This is a genomic window from Chitinophaga sp. CB10 (assembly GCA_001870995.2).
In the GTDB taxonomy this organism is placed as follows: Bacteria; Bacteroidota; Bacteroidia; order Chitinophagales; family Chitinophagaceae; genus Chitinophaga.
The window spans coordinates 1-20,686 of sequence record MLAV02000021.1 but is presented as its reverse complement, the minus strand read 5'-3'; the positions used below and the strand labels follow the sequence as shown (position 1 = coordinate 20,686).

The window sequence follows — 20,686 nt, the reverse complement described above, 5'->3', positions numbered from 1 at the left end:
CAATGGACAATACTATGACATTCCTTTATACCGGAAATAGTCCTTTTATCACTGTTTTAACCAGCCTGGTGGCGGAGGTTTGGCGGTTGCTAAAAATCGTCATAGCTTTGCGCATTCTATTCAAACTACCTGCTTACATCATGAATCTTTTTGATATTCAACAAAATGAATTCGTGCACCGTCACATTGGGCCGAATGAAGCTGAAAAGAGCCAGATGCTGGAGACCATCGGTACCGGCAGCCTGGATGAGCTGATCAACAAAACTGTACCTGGCGCCATCCGTATGCAGACGCCTCTGGCAATTCCTGCCGCTATGAGTGAGAGCGACTACCTGCGCCATCTCAAAGAAGTTTCATTGAAGAACCAGGTTTACCGCAGCTATATCGGTCAGGGTTATTTCGACACCATCACGCCCAGCGTGATCCTGCGTAACGTGTTCGAAAACCCGGGATGGTACACGCAATACACGCCGTACCAGGCAGAGATTTCCCAGGGCCGCCTGGAAAGCCTGCTGAACTACCAGACCATGGTAAGCGACCTGACCGGACTGCCTATTGCCAACGCTTCCCTGCTGGACGAAGCCACTGCCGCCGCAGAAGCAATGACCATGTTCTTTAACTCCCTCAACAGGGACCACGCCAACCTGAGCAGGCCTAAGTTCTTTGTGGATGAACATATCTATCCGCAGACACTGGACGTAATCCATACCCGCGCTACCCCGCTGAACATCGAGGTGGTAACGGGCGACTATAAAACTGCCAGCATCGACGAAACATTCTTCGGCGCGCTGGTGCAATATCCCAACAATATTGGCGGGGTTGAAAACTACCAGGATTTCATCGCGAAAGTACACGCTGCCGGCGCTTATGTAGCCATGGCTACGGACCTGCTGGCACTGACCCTGCTGACCTCTCCGGGCGAGCTGGGCGCTGACGCCGCACTGGGCTCCGCACAGCGCTTCGGCGTGCCTTTGGGCTTCGGTGGTCCGCACGCTGCATTCTTCGCCGTGAAAGATGAGTTCAAACGTACTATCCCCGGCCGTATCATCGGTGTGAGCATCGACGCGCAGGGCAACCGCGCACTGCGCATGGCTTTACAGACCCGCGAGCAGCACATCAAACGTGAAAAAGCTACTTCCAACATCTGTACCGCCCAGGCGCTGCTGGCGAATATGGCGGCTATGTACGCCGTGTACCACGGTCCACAGGGCCTCAAAAACATCGCTACCCGCGTAGCGAAACTGACCAGCACCCTCGCCGGCAAACTCGCCGCGAAAGGCCTCCAACTGGCAGCCAGCCACTACTTCGACACGATCGTGGTTAGCGGCGCCGATGTGAAGGCAAAAGCCACTGGTGCAGGTATCAACTTCCGTTACTTCGCTAACGGCAGCGTTGGTATCTCTCTCGACGAGACAACCACTATCGGTGATATCAACGATATCCTCGGCATATTTGGCGCAGGTAATACTGACGCGAATGAAGTCAACGCTACCGAAACCGCTATCCCTTCAGCGCTGGTACGTACTTCCCCTTACCTTACCCACCCGCACTTCAACAGCTACCACAGCGAATCGCTGATGATGCGCTACCTGAAACTGCTGGAAAACAAGGACCTCTCCCTGAACACCTCCATGATCTCCCTCGGCTCCTGCACCATGAAACTGAATGCAGCTACCGAAATGATTCCATTGAGTTGGGCACACTGGAGCAAGATCCACCCTTTTGCACCAAAAGACCAGACCGGCGGTTATCAGCAGATGATCACCGAACTGGGTCAATACCTGAGCACTATCACCGGTTTCGACTCCTGCAGCCTGCAGCCAAACAGCGGCGCCCAGGGCGAATACGCCGGCCTGCTCGTTATCCGCGATTACCATGAGAGCCGTGGTGAAGGTCACCGTAACGTGATGCTGATCCCTATCTCCGCTCACGGCACCAACCCTGCATCCGCTGTAATGGCTGGTTTCAAGGTGGTAGTAGTAAAAGCGCTGGAAAACGGTTATATCGACGTGGCTGACCTGAAAGCGAAAGCGGAAGCACACGCAAAAGACCTCGCCGGTATCATGATCACCTATCCTTCTACCTACGGTATTTACGAGGAGAGCGTGAAAGAAATCTGCGATACCGTACACCAGTACGGCGGACAAGTATATATGGACGGCGCCAACATGAACGCCCAGGTAGGACTCACCGCTCCGGGCCTCATCGGTGCGGACGTTTGCCACCTGAACCTGCACAAAACCTTCGCGATCCCTCACGGTGGCGGCGGCCCCGGCATGGGTCCGATCTGCGTGGCCAAACACCTCACGCCATTCCTCCCGGGCCATGTGGAACTGAACAACAGCGCTGCCAGCAACGCAGTTTCCGCAGCTCCTTATGGTTCCGCCAGCATCCTGCTCATCTCCTACGCTTATATCCGCATGCTCGGTTATACCGGCGTAAAAGCGGCTTCTATGTACGCAATCCTGAATGCCAACTACATGAAGGCAAGACTGGAAAAAGCGTACGACATCCTCTACAGCGGCAGCAACGGTACCTGCGCACACGAGTTCATCGTGGACCTGCGTCCGTTCAAAGCTACTGCCGGTATTGAAGCGGAAGATGTGGCCAAACGCCTGATGGATTATGGCTTCCACGCTCCTACCATGAGCTTCCCGGTTGCCGGCACTATCATGATTGAGCCTACTGAAAGTGAAGACAAAGGCGAACTGGATCGCTTCTGCGACGCCATGCTGTCTATCCGCGAAGAAATCCGCGCTATTGAAGAAGGCAGGGCCGACAAACAGGACAACGTACTTAAAAACGCGCCACATACACAGTTTGTAATCACCGCTGATGAATGGAACCATCCTTACAGCCGTCAGCAGGCCGCTTACCCGCTGGAATATGTGAAGCTGAATAAATTCTGGCCATCTGTCAGCCGCGTGAATAATACGCATGGCGACAGGAACCTCATCTGCACCTGCGAACCCGTTAGTGCTTATGAGGAGGTGAACGCATAAGTTTTACCAGGAAAAGCACATAGTAAAAGTCCGCCGGAACCGGCGGACTTTTTTTTTATTTATAAGCCAGAGAATACAGCGAATTACCAGGGATGCGGCTATTTAGAAGGGACACGGCTATTTACTATGTCATCCCCCTATTCACCTTGGTATCCGGCAGGCCGCCGCGCGCGCCGTATCCGCCATCAGCACACATTCGTTATTCAGCAGGAAGAATTGATTCAGGTCATTGACCATGCGGTTCTTCCACTTCTCCTCTATATCGCTTTGCAGGTTCTGTATGCTCGTGCCGGAGAGCACCCAGTTGAGCGGTACCTGGCTGCCCGTTTTATCGAGCGATAAAGCAATGAACCTTCCGTGGAGGTCCCGCTCTGTATAGCGCGCCAGCTGCGTCAGAGCCATGGTCGACCGGCCGCTGCGGGCGTTGTTGATACCCAGCAAAACTTCCATGACCTCGTTGCCCAGGTTGATGTTTTCGAAATCATCCGATTTTTCATCACTGAATTTTAGGACGATCACAAATGGCACCACTTCGTCTTTTTTGAAGTAGGCGGACTTCCTTTTCAGCGCCTGCAAGACTTCCAGCATGGTGCCGGCGCCGGTGTTTTCCGCATATCCGCCATCTACATAGTGCAGCTTCATATTGGAGTTCTGCCGCAGGTTGGCAGCAGGGGAAAACAGCGGGAAGCGGGAGCTGAAATTGACCATGGTACTGTAGTTGATGCCGCCTTTGACCTTCCGCTGCAGGAGGTCGCGCCGCTGCCACAGCGCCATACTGCTATCCGGCCGCACATTCGTGAGCCAGCAGGGCAACCCTGACTCCACTTCCGTCGTGTTGATAAACAGCGCAGGGTATTTGTGATTTTGCGGATAAAGGGATAGGAAATCTTCCGAGAAAATGTCGGTGGAGCTGCTGGTCACCGTTTCCATAAAACCGTGTTCCCAGCTTTCTTCCAGGGCTATGGCGCGGTCGAAGTACTCGATATGAAATGGTAAAAACAGGTTCACGAAATCCCCGTAAAACATTTTCCCGATCACCGGCGAGAGGTAATCCTGCGTGAAGAAGGTGCGGGTAAGGATGCTGAGGGAATCTTCCCTCCGCTTGAAGCCCGGCGTCATATAGGCGATCGCGTTAAAGAACGCGAGGCCCAGCGCGCCGCCTGATACGCCGGAATAGGCATATACCGCTTTCTTGAAATCCTTGCCTACTTCTTCCCGCTCTACTTTTCGCTGGAAGTAACGGGCAAGGTTATCCGCAGGAAGGCCGTTTTTGCGGGCGGAATCGTCCATCTCCAGCGCTTTACGGTAAATGAAGGAATCTTTTTCCCGTACAAAATTATCCTGGAGGAAACTGAGGGTTTGAGCGGCAAAAGCTGCGGTGCGCAAGGCTCCCCCTTCCGCGCACACGAAAATCACCGGGTACCTGAACCTGGCCACCGGCGTATCCTGTATCCACCGGAAGTAATAACGGGTATGCAGGGAATCCTTTTTATAATCCTCGAACCAGCGGTCGAAGTGCGTAGCGAGGGAAGGCCGGTTGTCGTTCCGGCCGGTATCATTATAACGCACCTGGTGATCGTTATTGATGAAGGAGCTGACAACCAGTAATACAAAGATGAGGAAGCGCAGGGAAAACTGTTTGTCCCGCAGCTGCGCATAGTCGAGATACAACAGCCCCAGGTACATGCCCAGCCAGCAGGTGATAGCGATGATTACCAGGCCCGGCGAACCAATCAGCGGATAGATATTCAGCGGCAGGAAGCACACCACGATAAACACCCCGAGGCAGGTAAGCGATACCCATTTGATTTGCCGGTGCAGGTCTGCATAGAAATCCAGCGGTATTTTAAACACCCAGCGGAACTGGCCATCCGGCTTGTCAGGGTCCTGCGTGAATTTGATTGGGATAAAATCCGCGGGGATGCGGGTATTATCCGGCATATGGTCCTCCCGTTGCAGGAAGTGCAGTTGTTCCGTAGTGCTGTTTAGTTTGGAAAACTGGTCCGTAAATTTTTCCAGCGGTTCATTGATCGCAGGCTGAAAGTTAGAGGGCTTGCGGATGGCGAATACAAAGGTGTTGTAAATCCCTATCAGCTTACTGCACCAGGCTTGCTCCTGTTCATTGAGCTGGAAGAAGGAGAAGATGCCATCCGGCTTTTGCGGCCGCGCGATGGTTTTAGCCAGCTTGGCATCGGCGACTTTATCGGGCACTCTGCTCAGGCGCTTGTTGGTAGCCTTGTGCCGGTCGATCTTTTGCTCCACTTCCGTATCGCAGAAGTAAGAGCGGACCACCAGGTTCATCACCAGGTAGAGGCAGCCTACGGGAATACCGAAGCCCCAGTTCTTCTGGCTGGTGGTGAGGGTGGTATCCTGCAGGTAATTGCGCAGGAAACCGAGGAAGACGATGAAGAACGGCAGCAGCAGGAATAGCTGCGCAACGGTTTCCTGTACCACCTTGCGCCACTCCACCCGTTCTTCCGGCAGGCTTCTGCCGGAGTTGTCCGTCACATAAATACTGTAGCGGGTTCCAAATTCGGACACCACGCTCCATGCCGTAACGCCGCCCAGCAGCCAGAACAGGCTACCTACCCGGTGCTGTACGGCAATTTCTTCCACGATGATAAGCAGTACATCCCTGCCTTGCGGCAGTACGTTGAAAATGAAAAATGCCAGCATAGTGAGAACGGTAAACATGGCGCAACTATGCAGCACGCTGATAAAGTCCGATGCGAGATAACGCAGGGGAATGCCATCCTTGGCGCGATTCAGCTTTTTGAAGACTGCCCGGAAATGGAGGAATAGCAATACGAGCAGGTCTTTAACGACGTCGAGAGCTTTAGTCAACATGATTTTGACTTTTTGGGGGAAACAATATTTGGGGTCACTGTTAAGTTACGAAAATTTAGGGAGAGATGCCGGGGGAATTTCCCGGGTGGCGGCGCCGGCTGCTTCCATCCTGAAACGCAAAAGGCATTACAATGCAAAAGGGACGGCACTTTTGCCATCCCTTCTTAAAAAATTCACGCAACATCACTGCGCAATAACCCGGATCAATATATTAATGAAGTATATTTTCCAGCACTTCCAGCTTACCATCAATCGGCTGTGTAATATTCAATCCCAGCAGGTATGCCACCAACGGATAAATATTCACATTCTCGAAAGTAGCAATGCGGTAGTTGGTTTTGAATGCCGGCCCCCACGCCATAAATACCGCGTTCATATTCGTAAGGTTATTATCGAAGCCATGGTGGCCCGGATGCATTCTTCTTGAACCGCCTTTAAACGCATAGCCCGGTTCTGCCAGGAGGATGATATCCCCTATGCGGCCGTAAATATCTTCCTGCCCGTAATGCCAGCGCAGCGGCGTTTCCTGCTTGCGGTAAGCGGTATAATGATTTTCGTGGCGTTTGAGGAAGTGATAGGCGTTGGCAATTTCCTCTTCGCTGTTGCCATAGTACATCACCTTTTCACCACCCGGCATCACTTTCAGTTTAGCCAGCGCGCTATCCTCCGGGATAACAATGGTATTCACCGTATCCACGGCTAACATCCCATGATCGGAAACGATGATGAAATTCACCGGCAGGTTGAGTTTGGCAACTTCCGCCGTCATGCGGCCGATGGCTTCATCCACAAAGTGTACGGCGGCGCGCACGCTGTCGGAATCAGGGCCGAAGCCATGCCCCATATGGTCCACTTCCGGGAAGTAAAAAGTGATCAGGTGCGGGCGCTGCTCTTCCGGCAGTTTCAGCCAGTTTACCACCTGCGCAATGCGGGTATCAATACCGGTCTTTTCCTGGTATTTAAAGTAATAGGTAGGCCGTATGCCCTGTATGGCCGCCTCGGAGCCTACCCAGAAATAACTGGCGCTGAGCATCTTCTGCTTTTCAGCCAGTACCCATAGCGGAGTACCGCCATACCAGGTACCATCGCCAACGCTAACGGTGTCGCCTACACGATATCTCTCCTGCCGCTTCCTGTCCCAGAAGAGGTTATCCACAAGGCCGTGATGCGCCGGATACAGCCCCGTGATAATGGAATAGTGATTCGGAAAAGTAAGCGATGGAAAAGATGGCTGCATAGCCGTCGCGCGCACGCCCTGCTGGGAGAGGCGCAGGAGGTTCTGCGCCTGGTACTTCTCCGCATAGTCGTACCGGAACCCATCGATGGATACCAGTATGACATATGGCCTTGTTTGATTCGAGGCGCTGTTTACACGACCCGCTACCATTTGCTGAGTCGTATCCTGTGCTAATAATTCCAGGCCGGAAAGCAATACCGCTGCAAAAACTAATAGTAACCGTTTCAAAATGACTGTTTTAATGATGATCTAAGAGGGAGCTAACAACATGAATGGGTTAATGGTGCTGCAAGTTAGGCAATTAATGGCTACCCTGCCCGGACCGTCATGTTAACACCTAATTAATTGATTTAAATAAACATATGTAAATTTCTTTAATTGATTAATTTTATATATATTAGCGAGCTGAAAAACCTATCTTTATGTCCGACTACACCTTTATGACAACGGAGGAGAACTTCTTATTACAGGAAGCCCTCAAGCAGAACAAGCGCCAGCTAACCAAGTTTTTCCTGATCGGCGTCAGTTTATTAGTGATCGCAGCTGTCATTCCTCAGATTTATCTCTACACGCACAATACGTTGGGGGATGCTGACCAGTCATTATTTTCCTATACCAACATCTGGTTCTGGGTATGGCTGATCTGCTTTGTGATTGCGCTGATATTTGCCCTGATCAAGGTAACCGACATCCGTTACTGGGCCATCAAGCGTGACCTTTCCACCCTTCAGAAAGGGCATATCCAGGCGCCGCTGGAAGCGGTGTACCAGGAGAACAACGACACGCAAACAAACTTTTCCGTGAAAGTGGATTCCAACCGCAAACGCCTGTTCTATTGGATGCGGGGCACGCTCGAAGGATTCAAGGCGGGCCAGGAAGTGGAAATTTCGTACGCGCGTTATTCGAGGGTAATTATTTCTATCAATAAAAAATAATTCCCGGCAAAAAAATTCTACTTCCCTATTGCACCTTATTCCTATGAAAACGATCCCTTCCAGGCTCCTGCTGCTTTCCGCCGCTGTGCTGTGCATGTTGCTGCTCTCAGCCAGATTGATTCGTGAGGAAAAACAAATAGTAAAAAAGCCATTAGTGCTGCTGCAAAAAATAGCTGTCAACGGGCAGCCAACGGATAGTATTATCTATAGCCCGGAAGGCCGCCTCTCCGAAATCTGGTTCTATGACGATATCACCGGCCGCTGGGATGCCCATAACCAGTACATCTACGGCCCGGAAGGTAAAGTCATGAAAGTACTGGAATACTGGGGCAGTGAACTGATGGAGATCGACTCCGTCGATTACCGCGCCACCGGCTTTACCAGGTACAGCATTTCCGTACGTTCCTCCAACATCATGGCGGATACGCTGCAGGTAAGGACCAACAGCGCCGGCCAGCCCGTTCGTATAGGCGACGACGATACCATCCTCGCGGATAACCTGCCCTACGTGTACTACAATGATATACAGTATTACGGCAGCAACCCGGGGCGACTCATCGCATTCAACTACTTCCAGCAGGACACCGCGCGGAAGCAATATCTGCAGCACGAAGTGATCACCGACCAGGAATATGATGCCAATCCGAATCCTTTTACGCCGCTCTGCCGCGACTACCCGGCCATTGCCCTCGAAACATTCGACCGTAACGTGCTTTTTGCGGACGCATCCAATAACCTCGTCAAACAAACCACGCTGCATAAATACAGCGGGCTGAAAAATACGACGGACCAGCAAACCGTTTACTGCAGCTATCAGTACGATCCCGCCACGCAATTGCCCGTGGAACAATCGTACGTGAAATACGAGCTGGATGAACGCGATCAGCCGGTACGGAAAAAATACAATATCCACTTTTACTACCAGCAACACTAGTCGCTGAAGACTCATTTCATTGCTGAAATTTCGTTACATTGTAACGGAATTTCAGCAATGTAGTTTATGAACATAGAACAATTCAGAGAATACTGCCTTTCCCTCCCCGGCGTTACGGAAGAATTCCCGTTCGGGGAACAAACGCTGGTGTTTAAAGTAAAAGGCAAAATGTTTGCCCTGACTGACATTGAACTGTTTGAGTCCATTAACCTGAAGTGTGATCCGGAGGAGGCGATCGAATTGCGGGAACGTTACGATGGCGTTACCCCGGGGTACCACATGAACAAAAAACACTGGAATACAGTGGATATGCATTCCCATCTCCCCAATAAACTAATACTGGAATGGACCAAAAACTCCTATGACCTGGTGGTGAAAGGGCTACCCAAAAAAGACCGGGAATCCCTGGGATAACCCTCGCCATTTTTACCGCACATCCTTTTCAGCTACGGAATAATCCGGCTTTTTGTTATTTTACGCCATTCTAAAAAATAACTGTTTATGAGAACATGGCTGCTGCTGGCCTGCGCCACGCTGTTATTCCCATTTGTAACAAAAGCCATCAACCAGGATTCACTCTGGATGTATGAGCACTACACCAAAAAGGAAGTGTATATTCCCATGCGCGACGGGGTTAAACTTTTTACTTCCATCTACATTCCCAAAGACCAATCGGAAAAGCATCCGATCCTGATGACCCGCACGCCCTACAGCTGCGCGCCATACGGAGCTACTGAATTCCGTCCGTTTTACCGCAACCACTACAAACAATACCTGAGGGAAGGCTACATCATGGTAATACAGGATGTGCGCGGTACCTGGATGAGCGAAGGCAAGTTTGTAAACGTGCGCCCGTACAACCCGAAGAAAGGCAAGAAAGATATTGACGAAGCGAGCGATACCTACGATACCATCGACTGGCTTACCAAAAACGTTGCCGGCAACAACGGCAACGTAGGCGTGTTCGGTATCTCCTACCCCGGCTTTTACAGCACCATGGCTGCGCTTAGCGGGCACCCCGCACTGAAGGCCGTTAGTCCGCAGGCTCCTGTTACCGACTGGTTCATGGGCGACGACTTCCATCACAACGGGGCCTTCTTTATTTCAGACGCCTTCTCCTTCTACACCGTGTTCGATCATCCGCATCCGAAGCCTACCACGCAGGGCCCCAAAGGCTTTGACTGGCCTAACCGCGATAACTATAAATTTTACCTGGAAACAGGCCCGCTAAAGAACTTCGCGAAAATCATCGGCGACAGCGTGGCCTTCTGGCATGAAATGTACGAGCATCCTAACTATGACGACTATTGGAAAGCCCGCAACGTGCGTCCTTACCTGACCAACCTCAAGCCGGCCATGCTGGAAGTAGGCGGCGTGTTTGACGCGGAAGACTGCTTTGGCGCATGGAATACCTACAAAGCCATCGAAACGCAGAGCAAAGGCGCCAATAACCGCATTGTGATGGGGCCATGGTACCACGGGCAATGGGCTTCCAACGATGGCACCCACCTCGGCAATGTTCGTTTTGACAGCAATACCTCCGAATATTACGCGAACAATATTGAAATTCCTTTCTTCAACTACTACCTGAAAGGCAAAGGCCAGGCGCCTGATATTGCGGAAGCTACCATCTTCTTCACCGGCGAAAACACCTGGAAACGCCTGCCGGCATGGCCTCCGGCCGATATGCAGGAGCAACCGGCCTACCTGCAGCCCGATGGCGGCCTCTCGTTCACTAAACCGACTGCCGCCAATAGTTTCACCGAGTATGTGAGCGACCCGAACAAGCCCGTGCCCTATACGGAAGATGTGCATTTTTCCCGCACGATCAATTACATGACGGACGATCAGCGCTTTGCGAGCCGCCGCCCGGATGTAGCCGTATTCCAATCCGCCATCCTCGACCAGGACGTAACCCTGGCCGGCCCGGTGATTGCCGACCTGGTGGCCAGCACCAGCGGCACCGACGCGGATTTTGTCGTGAAACTCATCGACGTGTTCCCGGATGATTTCAAATATGAGGAAGATGCGCCATCCGAGCATCGCCGGGTGCCTTCCGCCACTTACCCGATGGGCGGTTACCAGATGCTGGTACGCGGGGAAATTATGCGCGGCAAGTTCCGCAACAGCTTTGAAAAGCCGGAAGCTTTTGTGCCTAACCAGCCGTCCGCAGTGAAGTTCACCATGCCTGATGTGGCGCATACCTTCAAGAAAGGCCACCGCATTATGATCCAGGTGCAGAGCAGCTGGTTCCCGCTGGTAGACCGCAATCCGCAACAGTTTATGGACATCTACAAGGCGGATGCGAAGGACTTTAAGAAGGCGGACATCCGCATTTACCATGATGCCGCGCATCCGAGCAACGTGCTGTTGCCGGTGGTGAAATAGTTGGTTACGCCTTCGGCGTTTTTATATTTTTTAGGGGAGAGATTTGAGTACGCAACTCAGGCTCTCCCCGTTTTCATGGAGTGAGTAGCTGAGCGGTATGCCGTGGCGGCGAGGGTTTGCAAGGGCGCCGTTCTCCGAAACGCATTTTGCTATGCCGTAACTGGTATTTTGTACGGGCGCGGTTCCCCGGTACGAAGGCCCGCTGCCGGATTAAGTATTCGCTACTATCGCTGTTCTCCAAAACGCAGCTTCGCGCCACCTCCCCACTCAATCCAGTCCGCAGCACCGCCGTCCAGGGTTTTAAGTCCTACCTGCAGGAATCCCCGTTTATTGATATTATACCGGAGGCCTACACGAAGAAACCACTTCCCTTTCTGATCGTCCCGCTGCGCGAGATAAGCGCCCAGCTGGGTAACGATCTCGAAGCGGCTGATATGCAGCATATGGCTACCGTGAACGGCAAGGAGCATTTTATCTAAGGTAGTCGCCGCGCCGTAACGGTCCGTATATACGTAGCCCAGGCTACCGTCGTAAAAGCCGTCCAGCCCTGCGCCAAAGCTGCCGAAATTGCTGTAGCGGTAACTGTAATCCAGCACCAGGGAGGCGGTGGTATAGGTGGCTTTAATGCCGAAATCGCTGCTGAGCTGCACAAAGCCCACCGCGCCATAGAGCGCTAACTGGTGATAGTGCTTCACGGGGTAAATGGGCTGCAGGATGTAGGTAGGCCGCCGCGGCGCAATGTAGTGGCTGTCGATCTGCGTGCGGAATACTTTGGAAACAGCATTGAAGTTGTAACGCAGCCCTACGTTGCCGCCCACCATGTTGAGGCCCATATTCGGCGTATGGGTGCGGCCATTGGAAAAGTGCGTGATATCCAAACCGTAGACGATATCGAACGTGTTGGAGATTTTCCAGACGCCGCCAACGTCCAGGTTGAAGTACACGTCTATCTTTGAGCCGATGGCATCGTTGCTGGGGTTTTTAATGGAATCGTAGGGCGCCAGGTCGTATGTAACGCCAAGGGATAAACCGGCTTCAAAATGATGTTTGGGCCGGCGGCGGATGGGCGCATAAAAGAAGCCGTAGAGGCCGGAAGGATTGCCCAACTCCCGGGGATCGCCAATGTTGCCGGTGTACAAGCCAACCCCGTAGCTGGGGCAGTTAAACACCCGCTGCCAGTTCTGCTTCCCGGCGGACTGCCAGCCGAGGCGGAGTTCAAAGGAGTGGTAGCCTCCGTCCAGTGCCGACTTCAGCTCATTGCCTTCGTATATATGCACACCCGAATGGTACTTTAACTCCAGGAACTGATGACTGCCCAGGTTGGGATCCAATTTGGCTTTCTGCCACAGGTCACCCTCCTGTGCAAAGAGAAAAGCCGGCAGGAACAGCAGGTAACAAAATATGGTAAATTGCTTCATAAGGCCATTGGTCTTCCATCCACAACAAATGGCAGATTGTTTTTGTTGGATTTACTTAACTTGCGGCCGGAACCCTTATATAACAAAGGCTATCAATACAATTTATGGTAAAGAAATACATCCTCCTTGGAGCACTGGGATTATTATCTGTAAAAGGTTTCAGCCAAACCAAACCTGCTGCTAAGCCAATTGCCGCAAAACCGGCTGCCAGGCCAGCCGCCGCTAAGTCGACCGTGTTAAAAACCCGTATCGACAGCGTTAGTTACGGCATCGGGTTAAGCATCGCGGAAAACATCAAAGCGCAGGACATGAGCAACGTCAATGTAGCGATGCTCAGCAGGGCTATCAGCGACGTGCTCAAAAAGAATCCTCCATTATTAACAAAAGATCAAGCAGATATGAGTATCAGTAATTATTTACAGCAACTGAAGGCGGAGAAATTCGCTAAGAACAAGGAAGCTGGCGAAAAATTCCTGGCAGAAAATAAAACCAAACCAGGTGTGGTAACGCTGCCAAGCGGCCTGCAATACCAGATTATCAAGGAAGGCGACGGCGCTAAGCCAACCCTGAGCGATAAAGTAAAAACGCATTACCATGGTACGCTGATCGACGGTACCGTGTTCGACAGCTCCGTGGAAAGAGGCGAGCCGATTTCCTTCCCGGTGAGCGGGGTAATCAAAGGCTGGACAGAAGCCCTGCAGCTGATGCCGGTAGGTTCCAAATGGAAACTGTTCATTCCTGCGGACCTGGCGTACGGCGATCGTCAGGCGGGTCCGAAAATTGGTCCGGGCAGTGCGCTGGTGTTTGAAGTAGAGTTGTTGGAAATTGTGAAATAAGGGATAGATGGCCGTTAAAGGCTAAAAGTAATTTATTTATACGAAGGAAAACTCCCGCTTGTAGCGGGAGTTTTTCGTTTATACGTGGCCGTTATAGGATCAGTTATGCAGCTGTAATGAAGCCGGGCCAAACTCTTCGAAGTGGATGGAATCAGTACCCACACCATTTTCCACCAGGAAGCTATAGTGTTTGGCAATGAACGGCGCCGGGCCGCAGATGTAGTAATCCGCATCCGGCTGCAGTACATTTTCTTTGATTGCAGATAAATCCACCCAACCGGTGTATTGCGCTTTTACTTCCGGTTGATCATAGAAAATATGATAGTTGAAGTGGTTATGGCGATCTGCCAGGGTGGCCAGCTGATCTTTAAAAGCATGTACGGATTCATTCCGGCAGCCATGCACCCAGGTGACCGGCGTTTCCGGCTGTTGGGCGGTGAGCGTTTCCAGCATGGACAGGAGCGGCGTTTGCCCCACCCCGCCGCTGATAAATACTTTTGGCCGGCCGTTGGAAGGATCGAGCGTGAAAGTGCCTGCCGGCGCGGATAATTCCACGATATCGCCTTCGTGTACATGATCATGGAGGCGGTTGCTGATCATACCGTCCGGATGAACGGCGCCGGCTTCCCTTTTAACGGAGATGCGGTAGTATTGCCTGTTTGGCGCGCAGGAAATGCTGTACTGGCGAGGCTGCATCAGCTGCAGTTCCGGCAGGAAGAGGCGCAGGCTGATGTACTGGCCTGGCTGGAAGTCGGCCACAGGTCCGTTATCTGCGGGGTAGAGGTAGAAGGAGGTGATTTCCGCTGATTCTTTGGTCTTCTGTTTTACGGTAAAAGGTTTCCAGCCTGTCCACCCTCCCTTCTTTTCCAGTTGTTGGTGATAGAGAGATTGTTCATGGCCGCTCATAATACCTGCGAGCTGCCGGTAGGCGGTGGCCCAGGCGTCCAGCAGCTGGGGCGTTGCCGCCTCTCCTAATACTTCCGCGATAGACGCAAGGAGGTGTTGCCCCACGATGGCATAATGTTCCGCACGGATGCTGAGGCTGGTGTGCTTATGCCCGATGCTGTCTATCACGGGCATGAGTACTGCCGGGTTGTCGATATGTTCCGCATAGGCCAGCACGGCCATGGCCAGGGCAGTTTGCTGTTTACCGTTTACCTGGTTACCCATGTTGAAAATGTGCTTCAGTTCCGGGTTGTGGGTAAACATACGGTTATAAAAATGAGTGGTAAGGGCTACCCCGTGCGCTTTGAGTACGGTCACTGTTGCTTTTACGAGTTGTTGCTGATCTGGTGTCATCTGATTTCTCTTTAAAAAATTAAAAGACTTTTTTGTCCTTTATTATTATAAAAAAAAGGAACTATTTATTGAGGGTAAATTTTCCTTTTATCAATCCCATGTTGAATTTCCCGATGGTGGTATTGTTCAGCATGTGGGTGATTTGGTTTCTAACTTTTTTAAATTCATCGTGCAGCGGGCAGGGATTGCTCTCTGAGCAATAGGTCAGCCCGAGGCCGCACCCGGTAAAGATATCATTGCCATCAATGGCGGAAACGATATCGGCGAGCGGCCGGTTAAGAGATACCGCATCGAAATAGAAGCCGCCGTTCGGCCCTTTTACGGATTGTATGAGTCGCTCCCGGCTTAGCTTCTGCAGGATCTTTGCGAGGAAAGGCTCGGGGGAATTAATCTGTTCCGCGATTTCTTTAATGCCTACCTTTTGCCCTTCATGTGACTTTTGCGCCACATAAAATACTGCCCGCATTGCGTACTCGCATGTTTTGGAAAAGATAGCCATATAATCGTCCGCAAAAGTTTCCGGAGCAAAGGTATATACGGAATCAATAAAAGACAAAAATATCTTTTATTAATACAGATAAACTTGTCTAGCCCTATAATTTACACCATTATTTAAATGAGAAAAAAATAGCATCTTTACATAAATAACCAAATCTATGAAAACTATGTTTACCCGCCTGGCAGTAGTCGCGCTGTGTTTAGCTACTGTAGTCACCTCTTGTAAAAAGAACGATGATGAACCTGTAACGCCAATCGACCCGGTTGAGATTGTGTTCATGCCAACTGTCATCACTCACAATGGCATACCTATGGATAGCTTTGTGTACAATGATGATTATACGATTAGCAAATTCTTCACCGCTGATGAAGACCTCAAAACTTACACCTACAATTTTGAGTTCTTTTATGATAACAACAAAGTTTGCCGTAAGGTAAAAGTTACGGATGTCACCAAAGGCAGCGAAACGGACACGCTGATTTACCAGGATAATAAGATCCTGCGGGTCCGCACTTTCAACGGCAGCATCCCCTCCGCACCGGACTCCCTGTACATCCAGCTAAATGCCAACAAACAGGTAACCCTGGTAGGCTCCAAAGACACCCTGCAGGATAAATCCCCTGAATACCGCTACCTGAACTACCTGGAGTTCATCTATAACAACGGCAACTGGGCTACGTTCATCAACAAGGATGGCAGTTTTTACAAAGGCCCTGATGGCAGCACGCGCAATTCCGTATATACCACCACGCTGAATTATACATATGACGCGAAGCCAAATCCCTTAAAGCCTTTATTTACCATTAATCCCGTAATGTATTATTACTTCTATGAAGGCGCTGACCTGATTCATAGCTGTGGCACCAACAACATCAGCAAAATTGAAGGTACGCTTAATGCGAATGGCGCCACCACCCCTGTTACTTACAACTTTACTACTACTTTTAATGCGGATGGGACGCTGAAGGAGCAGAAGGTGAATGATGGAACGAGCGAGATGGTGATTGGGTATAAGTGGGTGAAGGCGAATTAGGATAGAATGGCGGCATCTCACTTATCTTTATCCATGGTCATGGGGTAAGGGTAAGTGGGATGTAAGGAGGTTTTATTTGGTGTTCAACCCATGATCTCATTCTACTTACATATCATAGCTTAACTTAGGCAATAATTAAGTCTTAGAGCTCTCCAAGTATCACAGAAAAATCCAGGTAGGAAATAGTCCAACTTTATTGGTCAGATCCGTCTATTTCACCGTTCACATAATGATAATGTTCCTGTGCGGCTGATGTGAACCTACCAATAAAAGATGAAGTTCTGTGTTCTTCCTTCTTTACATTAAAGATACCCTCTTTAACAGCCCAGTCATAAACACCAACATTAATTGGGTACTTCGTAAGTATGCCAGTTAGCTGGTGGGTCCTTATCCAGTCTTCTGCAAGTTTTCTCTCTCTGAAGGCCCCTGATGCAAAGCGGCCCATTTCTCCATTAAAGAGCCAAATGAATTCCATGATGATTAATTGGTTTTACATGAAAGGTTAACGAGTTGCAAAATTGAGGATTCAAAAGGATAAAGCATAAAGTGTAAGCAATATTCCCAACAACTGTGGATCTACGAATCACAGACGGAAAGAGGTTACAGCTATTCAATCACTATAAAATTACCATTCCCATCCACATAATCTTGAATATTCCGGATGGGGGCTACACCTAGCACCCGCGGTATCCTTAATTAAAATGTCATACTCATCAACAATATTACAATTATTACAATAAGGACATAGTCCAGATTCAATGATTCCATACACTTTAACTTTTTTCAAATCGGAGTTACCTATATCGTTACCACCCCATTTAATTATATCGCCAACCTGATATATTAACTGCCAGGTATTACCAAATTTAAATTGGATACGGCCATCATGTTTCTTGGTGCAGTCCGGACATAAGACCTCTGCGATCAACACGTTAAATGCCCCCATAGACCTCCAATTTATCACATGCTAAGTTATTAATTTCCTGTCATTGACAATAATTTCTGTTGACCTCCATTGCATTACCAACATCTTATAAGGACCGGGCTACGGCGGACTGCATATCTACAGTTCCTCTCTCTGACTTTGCAAAACTTTATTAATAGCAATTAAAAGCACCGCGAGGGAGATAAGTGCATTCAACAATCCATACTTGTCAACTAAGCGCTGAGAAGTCAACCTCGTAAATATATAGTACTCTGCTACCAAAACGCTTAACCAAATAATGGCTGCATAACCCAGCTTTATTCGAAAGGCATAATACAAAGGGATGGAAAAGAGCAAAGTGTTTATTAGCGGTAAGGGTAATAATATTAAAACAGTATATAGTATGCCTTCAAGGTTAACAGTTGTTGAAACATTCCTTATATCGTAATTCATTACAATAAATATGACGTAGTATAGAATGTATTTTAAAAAAATAGACAATACAATATGAAAAAAATTTACTTTAGCCATTTTTAATAACAAGAGACTATATCATTAACTGTGTAAGTTTTAAAAAACGAGGTTCGTGGCAGGATTTATATTCTGATCCTATTTTCAAAAATAGTCAAAAATTGATCTAGGACAATGCCCCAGTTTCTTATTGGCATTGTCCATTTTTTTGTTACCTCTCTCAAGGACAGGTACACAGATTTGAGCACTGCATCATCAGTAGGGAAGGATAGTTTGTTCTTGGTGTACTTCCTGATCTTGCCATTCAGGTTTTCAATCAGGTTGGTGGTGTAGATGATCTGCCGGATTTCAATGGGAAAGTCAAAAAAGACGGTCAGCTCTTCCCAGTTGTCCTTCCAGCTTTTGATAGCATACCCATATTTCCTACCCCATTTGGCTTCCAAGTCTTGCAGACCGGCCTGAGCAGCCTGTCGTGTGGGCGCCGCGTAGATATCCTTCATGTCATGGCTGAACTCACGTTTGTCTTTCCAAACTACGTAGCGGCAGCTATTGCGGATCTGGTGGACGACACAGACCTGGGAAGCCGATTGCGGGAACACAGTGCGGATGGTTTGGGTAAAGCCGTTTAGGTTATCAGTAGCAGTGATTAGGATGTCTTCCATGCCCCGGGCCTTCATATCGGTCAGCACGGCCATCCAGTAGGCTGCAGATTCACTCTTGCCCAGCCACATGCCCAACACCTCATTAAAACCATCCTGACGCAGGCCCACGGCAATGTAAACCGTTTTATTGACCACTTTGCTATTCTCCCTAACCTTGAACACAATGCCATCCATCCACACGGTTAGATAAACTCGTTCCAGAGGCCGGTTCTGCCACGCAACAATGTCCTCAGCTACCCGCGAAGTGATCCGGCTGATTGTTGTCGCAGATACTTCAAATTTGTAAACATCCTTGATCTGTTCCTCGATATCACTTACACTCATGCCTTTAGCGTAGAGGGACACTATCACTTGTTCAATACCTTCTACCATGCTTTCCCGCTTGGAACGATCATGGGATTAAAGCTGGCATCCCGGTCACGTGGGACCTTGATTTCTGATTCCCCATATTGGGTTTTGATCTTCTTCTTGCCATACCCTTTGCGGGCATTTTTGCTGCCTCTTTGCTCATTCTTCTCATAGCCTAAATGCCCATCCAGTTCGCCTTCCAGCATCTTCTCAATGGCTCGTTTCTGAATCTGACCCAGAAAATCGTTGAGTTGCTGCCCAGTCTTAAACTGCTTCAAAAGGTCGTCTGATAAAAAATCCTCGGTTTTCATAGCCTGTATAAAGTTTAAAAGTAAAAAAATCGGAGCTCTTACGAGCCCCGATTTTCTATGTTTACACAGTTTTTGTTATAGTGTCTACAACAAAAATAAAAAAGCATATTCTAGTTCAACCTTTCTCTATCGACATCTTTTCAAAATATAATCTGCCAGTCGCTTATTACTGTAATACTTCGCAGTCCACTTGTTCACAAAAAGGCCCCAACGATCCATACAATATTCTTCTTTTGTTTCGCTATAACAAATGGTTAATAATACCCGAACATCTATAGGCTTGGGTTTAACCATCTTAAATTCATTAGCATAACCAGCTAACCGTTTAAGATCAACCCTATCTTTTATATCCACGCGCCTGATTGTTCCTGCGAATGCTTCCTTGAAAAAATCACAAGGTACATTCTCAACAGTACTAGTTGCAAAATCCTCATACTCTATTAATGCACCAACAACTGGCTTTTGAAATTGACTATAGCCCGATTTAGTGAAAAAAATATTCAAAACAATAAGAAGAATTGCACTTACAAGTATATTCCGCATATTATACCTTTTACTTTTAATCCTTTTACTTAATGTCTGGCGCGGTTACATTTACTCCACCTAAATTATAATAAGGAATTATAAAAGACACCATATTTGAAGTTGGATCTGACACCATAAGCTGATTTTAAAATTGGTGACTCTTTCCCGTAACCAGCCCACTAAAAAAGCATATTCACGGTAATCGAAAAAGCCGCAAGCATTCTACCTGCGGCTTTTCTAATTATATACCCTCATTGATTATTCATACTGATAAAGTACGGAAGCATTCTGCAGATATAGATCAATAAAAGTGGACAATGATGCTGTAATTGACTTAAACCTTTCTTTATCGGGAATAATACCAATCTCATAATTTCCACTTATATCATTCAACTGCACTCCATACCACCAACTTTTATGCATATATTCAGCAAATATTAAAATACAACTATTACACTCAATCGCATTCTCCATAGCAAATTCTTCCTGTAAAGTCACTAGCTTCTCCAAAGGATAAAATAAAAATCCCTCGTTATCTATATTATTCGGATAGTAAGAAGGCATCCCATTCACCCTAGAAAAATACTCTTTAAAGTCATCAGGTAAGTGGATATGTTTTCTAGACTCAAACGCATCAATATCATATAACGAATTGGAGTTGATCACAAGTCCTTGCTCTGTCCAATAATCTATTAATCTGTTAATATTTGATTTCAATGTTTCTAATCCCATAAACTAAGTATTTTTTCCATTAGCTCTTTCCGATGCATAAGTTGAGTATTCTTAAGCTTATCTCCACCTTTTGCTATTGATTGACTATATTTCACCAGCTGATCCTCTACCCATTCCTTAAGCAATCCCTGTCGGGCCATTCTTCTAACCTGCGATTTTGTAAGGTTTTTTGTAACGTTGATTGTTTGCTGTACCGCCTGTTGTCCTTGTAGACTTCCCCGAACTTCGGCCATAAGAATTAGAGTTATGAATTGATTCATTAACTTTAATCTTGACCATGAAAA

Annotated in this window: 19 protein-coding genes; 7 read left to right on the top strand and 12 right to left on the bottom strand. The window is 48.7% G+C overall.

Going from position 1 to position 20,686, the window contains the following annotated elements:
* The first annotated feature begins 140 nt into the window (after positions 1-140).
* Positions 141-3,002, top strand: a complete 2,862-nt coding sequence (gene gcvP / locus BOC67_RS22780; protein ID WP_291914023.1) for an aminomethyl-transferring glycine dehydrogenase — start codon at positions 141-143, stop codon at positions 3,000-3,002.
* A 141-nt stretch (positions 3,003-3,143) separates the two neighbouring features.
* Here gcvP and BOC67_RS22775 read toward each other — a convergent pair whose 3' ends face one another.
* Both BOC67_RS22775 and BOC67_RS22770 read right to left on the bottom strand, forming a co-directional pair.
* The gene (locus BOC67_RS22775; RefSeq protein WP_291914022.1) at positions 3,144-5,849 is read right to left on the bottom strand and encodes a hypothetical protein; all 2,706 of its coding nucleotides are present in this window, start codon (positions 5,847-5,849) and stop codon (positions 3,144-3,146) included.
* 211 nt (positions 5,850-6,060) lie between these two features.
* Complete coding sequence (locus BOC67_RS22770; RefSeq protein WP_291914020.1) at positions 6,061-7,314, bottom strand: ectonucleotide pyrophosphatase/phosphodiesterase; 1,254 nt, start codon at positions 7,312-7,314, stop codon at positions 6,061-6,063.
* 194 nt (positions 7,315-7,508) lie between these two features.
* On the opposite strand from BOC67_RS22770, the gene BOC67_RS22765 reads away from it, so the two are divergent.
* The 4 genes from BOC67_RS22765 to BOC67_RS22750 all read left to right on the top strand — a co-directional run bounded on the left by BOC67_RS22765 (position 7,509) and on the right by BOC67_RS22750 (position 11,343).
* Positions 7,509-8,021 carry a hypothetical protein gene (locus BOC67_RS22765; protein ID WP_291914019.1) on the top strand — a complete coding sequence of 171 codons (513 nt, stop codon included), beginning with the start codon at positions 7,509-7,511 and terminating at the stop codon, positions 8,019-8,021.
* Positions 8,022-8,064: 43 nt separating this feature from the next.
* Positions 8,065-8,955, top strand: coding sequence for a hypothetical protein (locus tag BOC67_RS22760; protein WP_291914017.1), 891 nt, complete (start codon positions 8,065-8,067; stop codon positions 8,953-8,955).
* A gap of 66 nt (positions 8,956-9,021) precedes the next feature.
* Positions 9,022-9,369, top strand: a complete 348-nt coding sequence (locus BOC67_RS22755; RefSeq protein ID WP_291914015.1) for an MmcQ/YjbR family DNA-binding protein — start codon at positions 9,022-9,024, stop codon at positions 9,367-9,369.
* An 87-nt stretch (positions 9,370-9,456) separates the two neighbouring features.
* On the top strand, positions 9,457-11,343 hold the full coding sequence (locus BOC67_RS22750; protein WP_291914013.1) for a CocE/NonD family hydrolase: 1,887 nt from the start codon (positions 9,457-9,459) through the stop codon (positions 11,341-11,343).
* A gap of 224 nt (positions 11,344-11,567) precedes the next feature.
* Here BOC67_RS22750 and BOC67_RS22745 read toward each other — a convergent pair whose 3' ends face one another.
* A complete protein-coding gene (locus BOC67_RS22745; RefSeq protein WP_291914011.1) occupies positions 11,568-12,761 on the bottom strand; it encodes an acyloxyacyl hydrolase in 1,194 nt (397 codons plus the stop codon).
* Positions 12,762-12,865: 104 nt separating this feature from the next.
* Here BOC67_RS22745 and BOC67_RS22740 point away from each other — a divergent pair, with 104 nt between their 5' ends.
* Positions 12,866-13,597, top strand: a complete 732-nt coding sequence (locus BOC67_RS22740) for an FKBP-type peptidyl-prolyl cis-trans isomerase (protein WP_367115585.1) — start codon at positions 12,866-12,868, stop codon at positions 13,595-13,597.
* 99 nt (positions 13,598-13,696) lie between these two features.
* On the opposite strand, the gene hmpA is transcribed toward BOC67_RS22740, so the two are convergent.
* Both hmpA and BOC67_RS22730 read right to left on the bottom strand, forming a co-directional pair.
* On the bottom strand, positions 13,697-14,896 hold the full coding sequence (hmpA, locus tag BOC67_RS22735; RefSeq protein WP_291914008.1) for an NO-inducible flavohemoprotein: 1,200 nt from the start codon (positions 14,894-14,896) through the stop codon (positions 13,697-13,699).
* Positions 14,897-14,957: 61 nt separating this feature from the next.
* Positions 14,958-15,452 carry an Rrf2 family transcriptional regulator gene (locus BOC67_RS22730; protein ID WP_291914006.1) on the bottom strand — a complete coding sequence of 165 codons (495 nt, stop codon included), beginning with the start codon at positions 15,450-15,452 and terminating at the stop codon, positions 14,958-14,960.
* A 100-nt stretch (positions 15,453-15,552) separates the two neighbouring features.
* On the opposite strand from BOC67_RS22730, the gene BOC67_RS22725 reads away from it, so the two are divergent.
* Positions 15,553-16,428, top strand: coding sequence for a hypothetical protein (locus BOC67_RS22725; RefSeq protein ID WP_291914002.1), 876 nt, complete (start codon positions 15,553-15,555; stop codon positions 16,426-16,428).
* Between the two features lie 193 nt (positions 16,429-16,621).
* Here BOC67_RS22725 and BOC67_RS22720 read toward each other — a convergent pair whose 3' ends face one another.
* The 7 genes from BOC67_RS22720 to BOC67_RS22690 all read right to left on the bottom strand — a co-directional run.
* Positions 16,622-16,903, bottom strand: a complete 282-nt coding sequence (locus tag BOC67_RS22720; protein WP_291913999.1) for a hypothetical protein — start codon at positions 16,901-16,903, stop codon at positions 16,622-16,624.
* 150 nt (positions 16,904-17,053) lie between these two features.
* Entirely contained in the window at positions 17,054-17,374 is a 321-nt protein-coding gene (locus BOC67_RS22715; protein WP_291913996.1) for a hypothetical protein, read from the bottom strand.
* A 575-nt stretch (positions 17,375-17,949) separates the two neighbouring features.
* Complete coding sequence (locus tag BOC67_RS22710) at positions 17,950-18,858, bottom strand: IS256 family transposase (protein ID WP_291913994.1); 909 nt, start codon at positions 18,856-18,858, stop codon at positions 17,950-17,952.
* Positions 18,852-19,145: a transposase gene (locus BOC67_RS22705; RefSeq protein ID WP_291913991.1), complete on the bottom strand. Its 294-nt coding sequence runs from the start codon at positions 19,143-19,145 to the stop codon at positions 18,852-18,854. The genes BOC67_RS22710 and BOC67_RS22705 overlap by 7 nt, the downstream gene beginning before the upstream one ends.
* A 126-nt stretch (positions 19,146-19,271) precedes the next feature.
* Complete coding sequence (locus tag BOC67_RS22700; protein WP_291913988.1) at positions 19,272-19,688, bottom strand: hypothetical protein; 417 nt, start codon at positions 19,686-19,688, stop codon at positions 19,272-19,274.
* Between the two features lie 240 nt (positions 19,689-19,928).
* Positions 19,929-20,402: an SMI1/KNR4 family protein gene (locus BOC67_RS22695; protein WP_291913985.1), complete on the bottom strand. Its 474-nt coding sequence runs from the start codon at positions 20,400-20,402 to the stop codon at positions 19,929-19,931.
* The coding region (locus tag BOC67_RS22690) for a hypothetical protein (RefSeq protein ID WP_291913982.1) at positions 20,393-20,686 on the bottom strand (294 nt) is incomplete at its 5' end. The genes BOC67_RS22695 and BOC67_RS22690, both read right to left, overlap by 10 nt.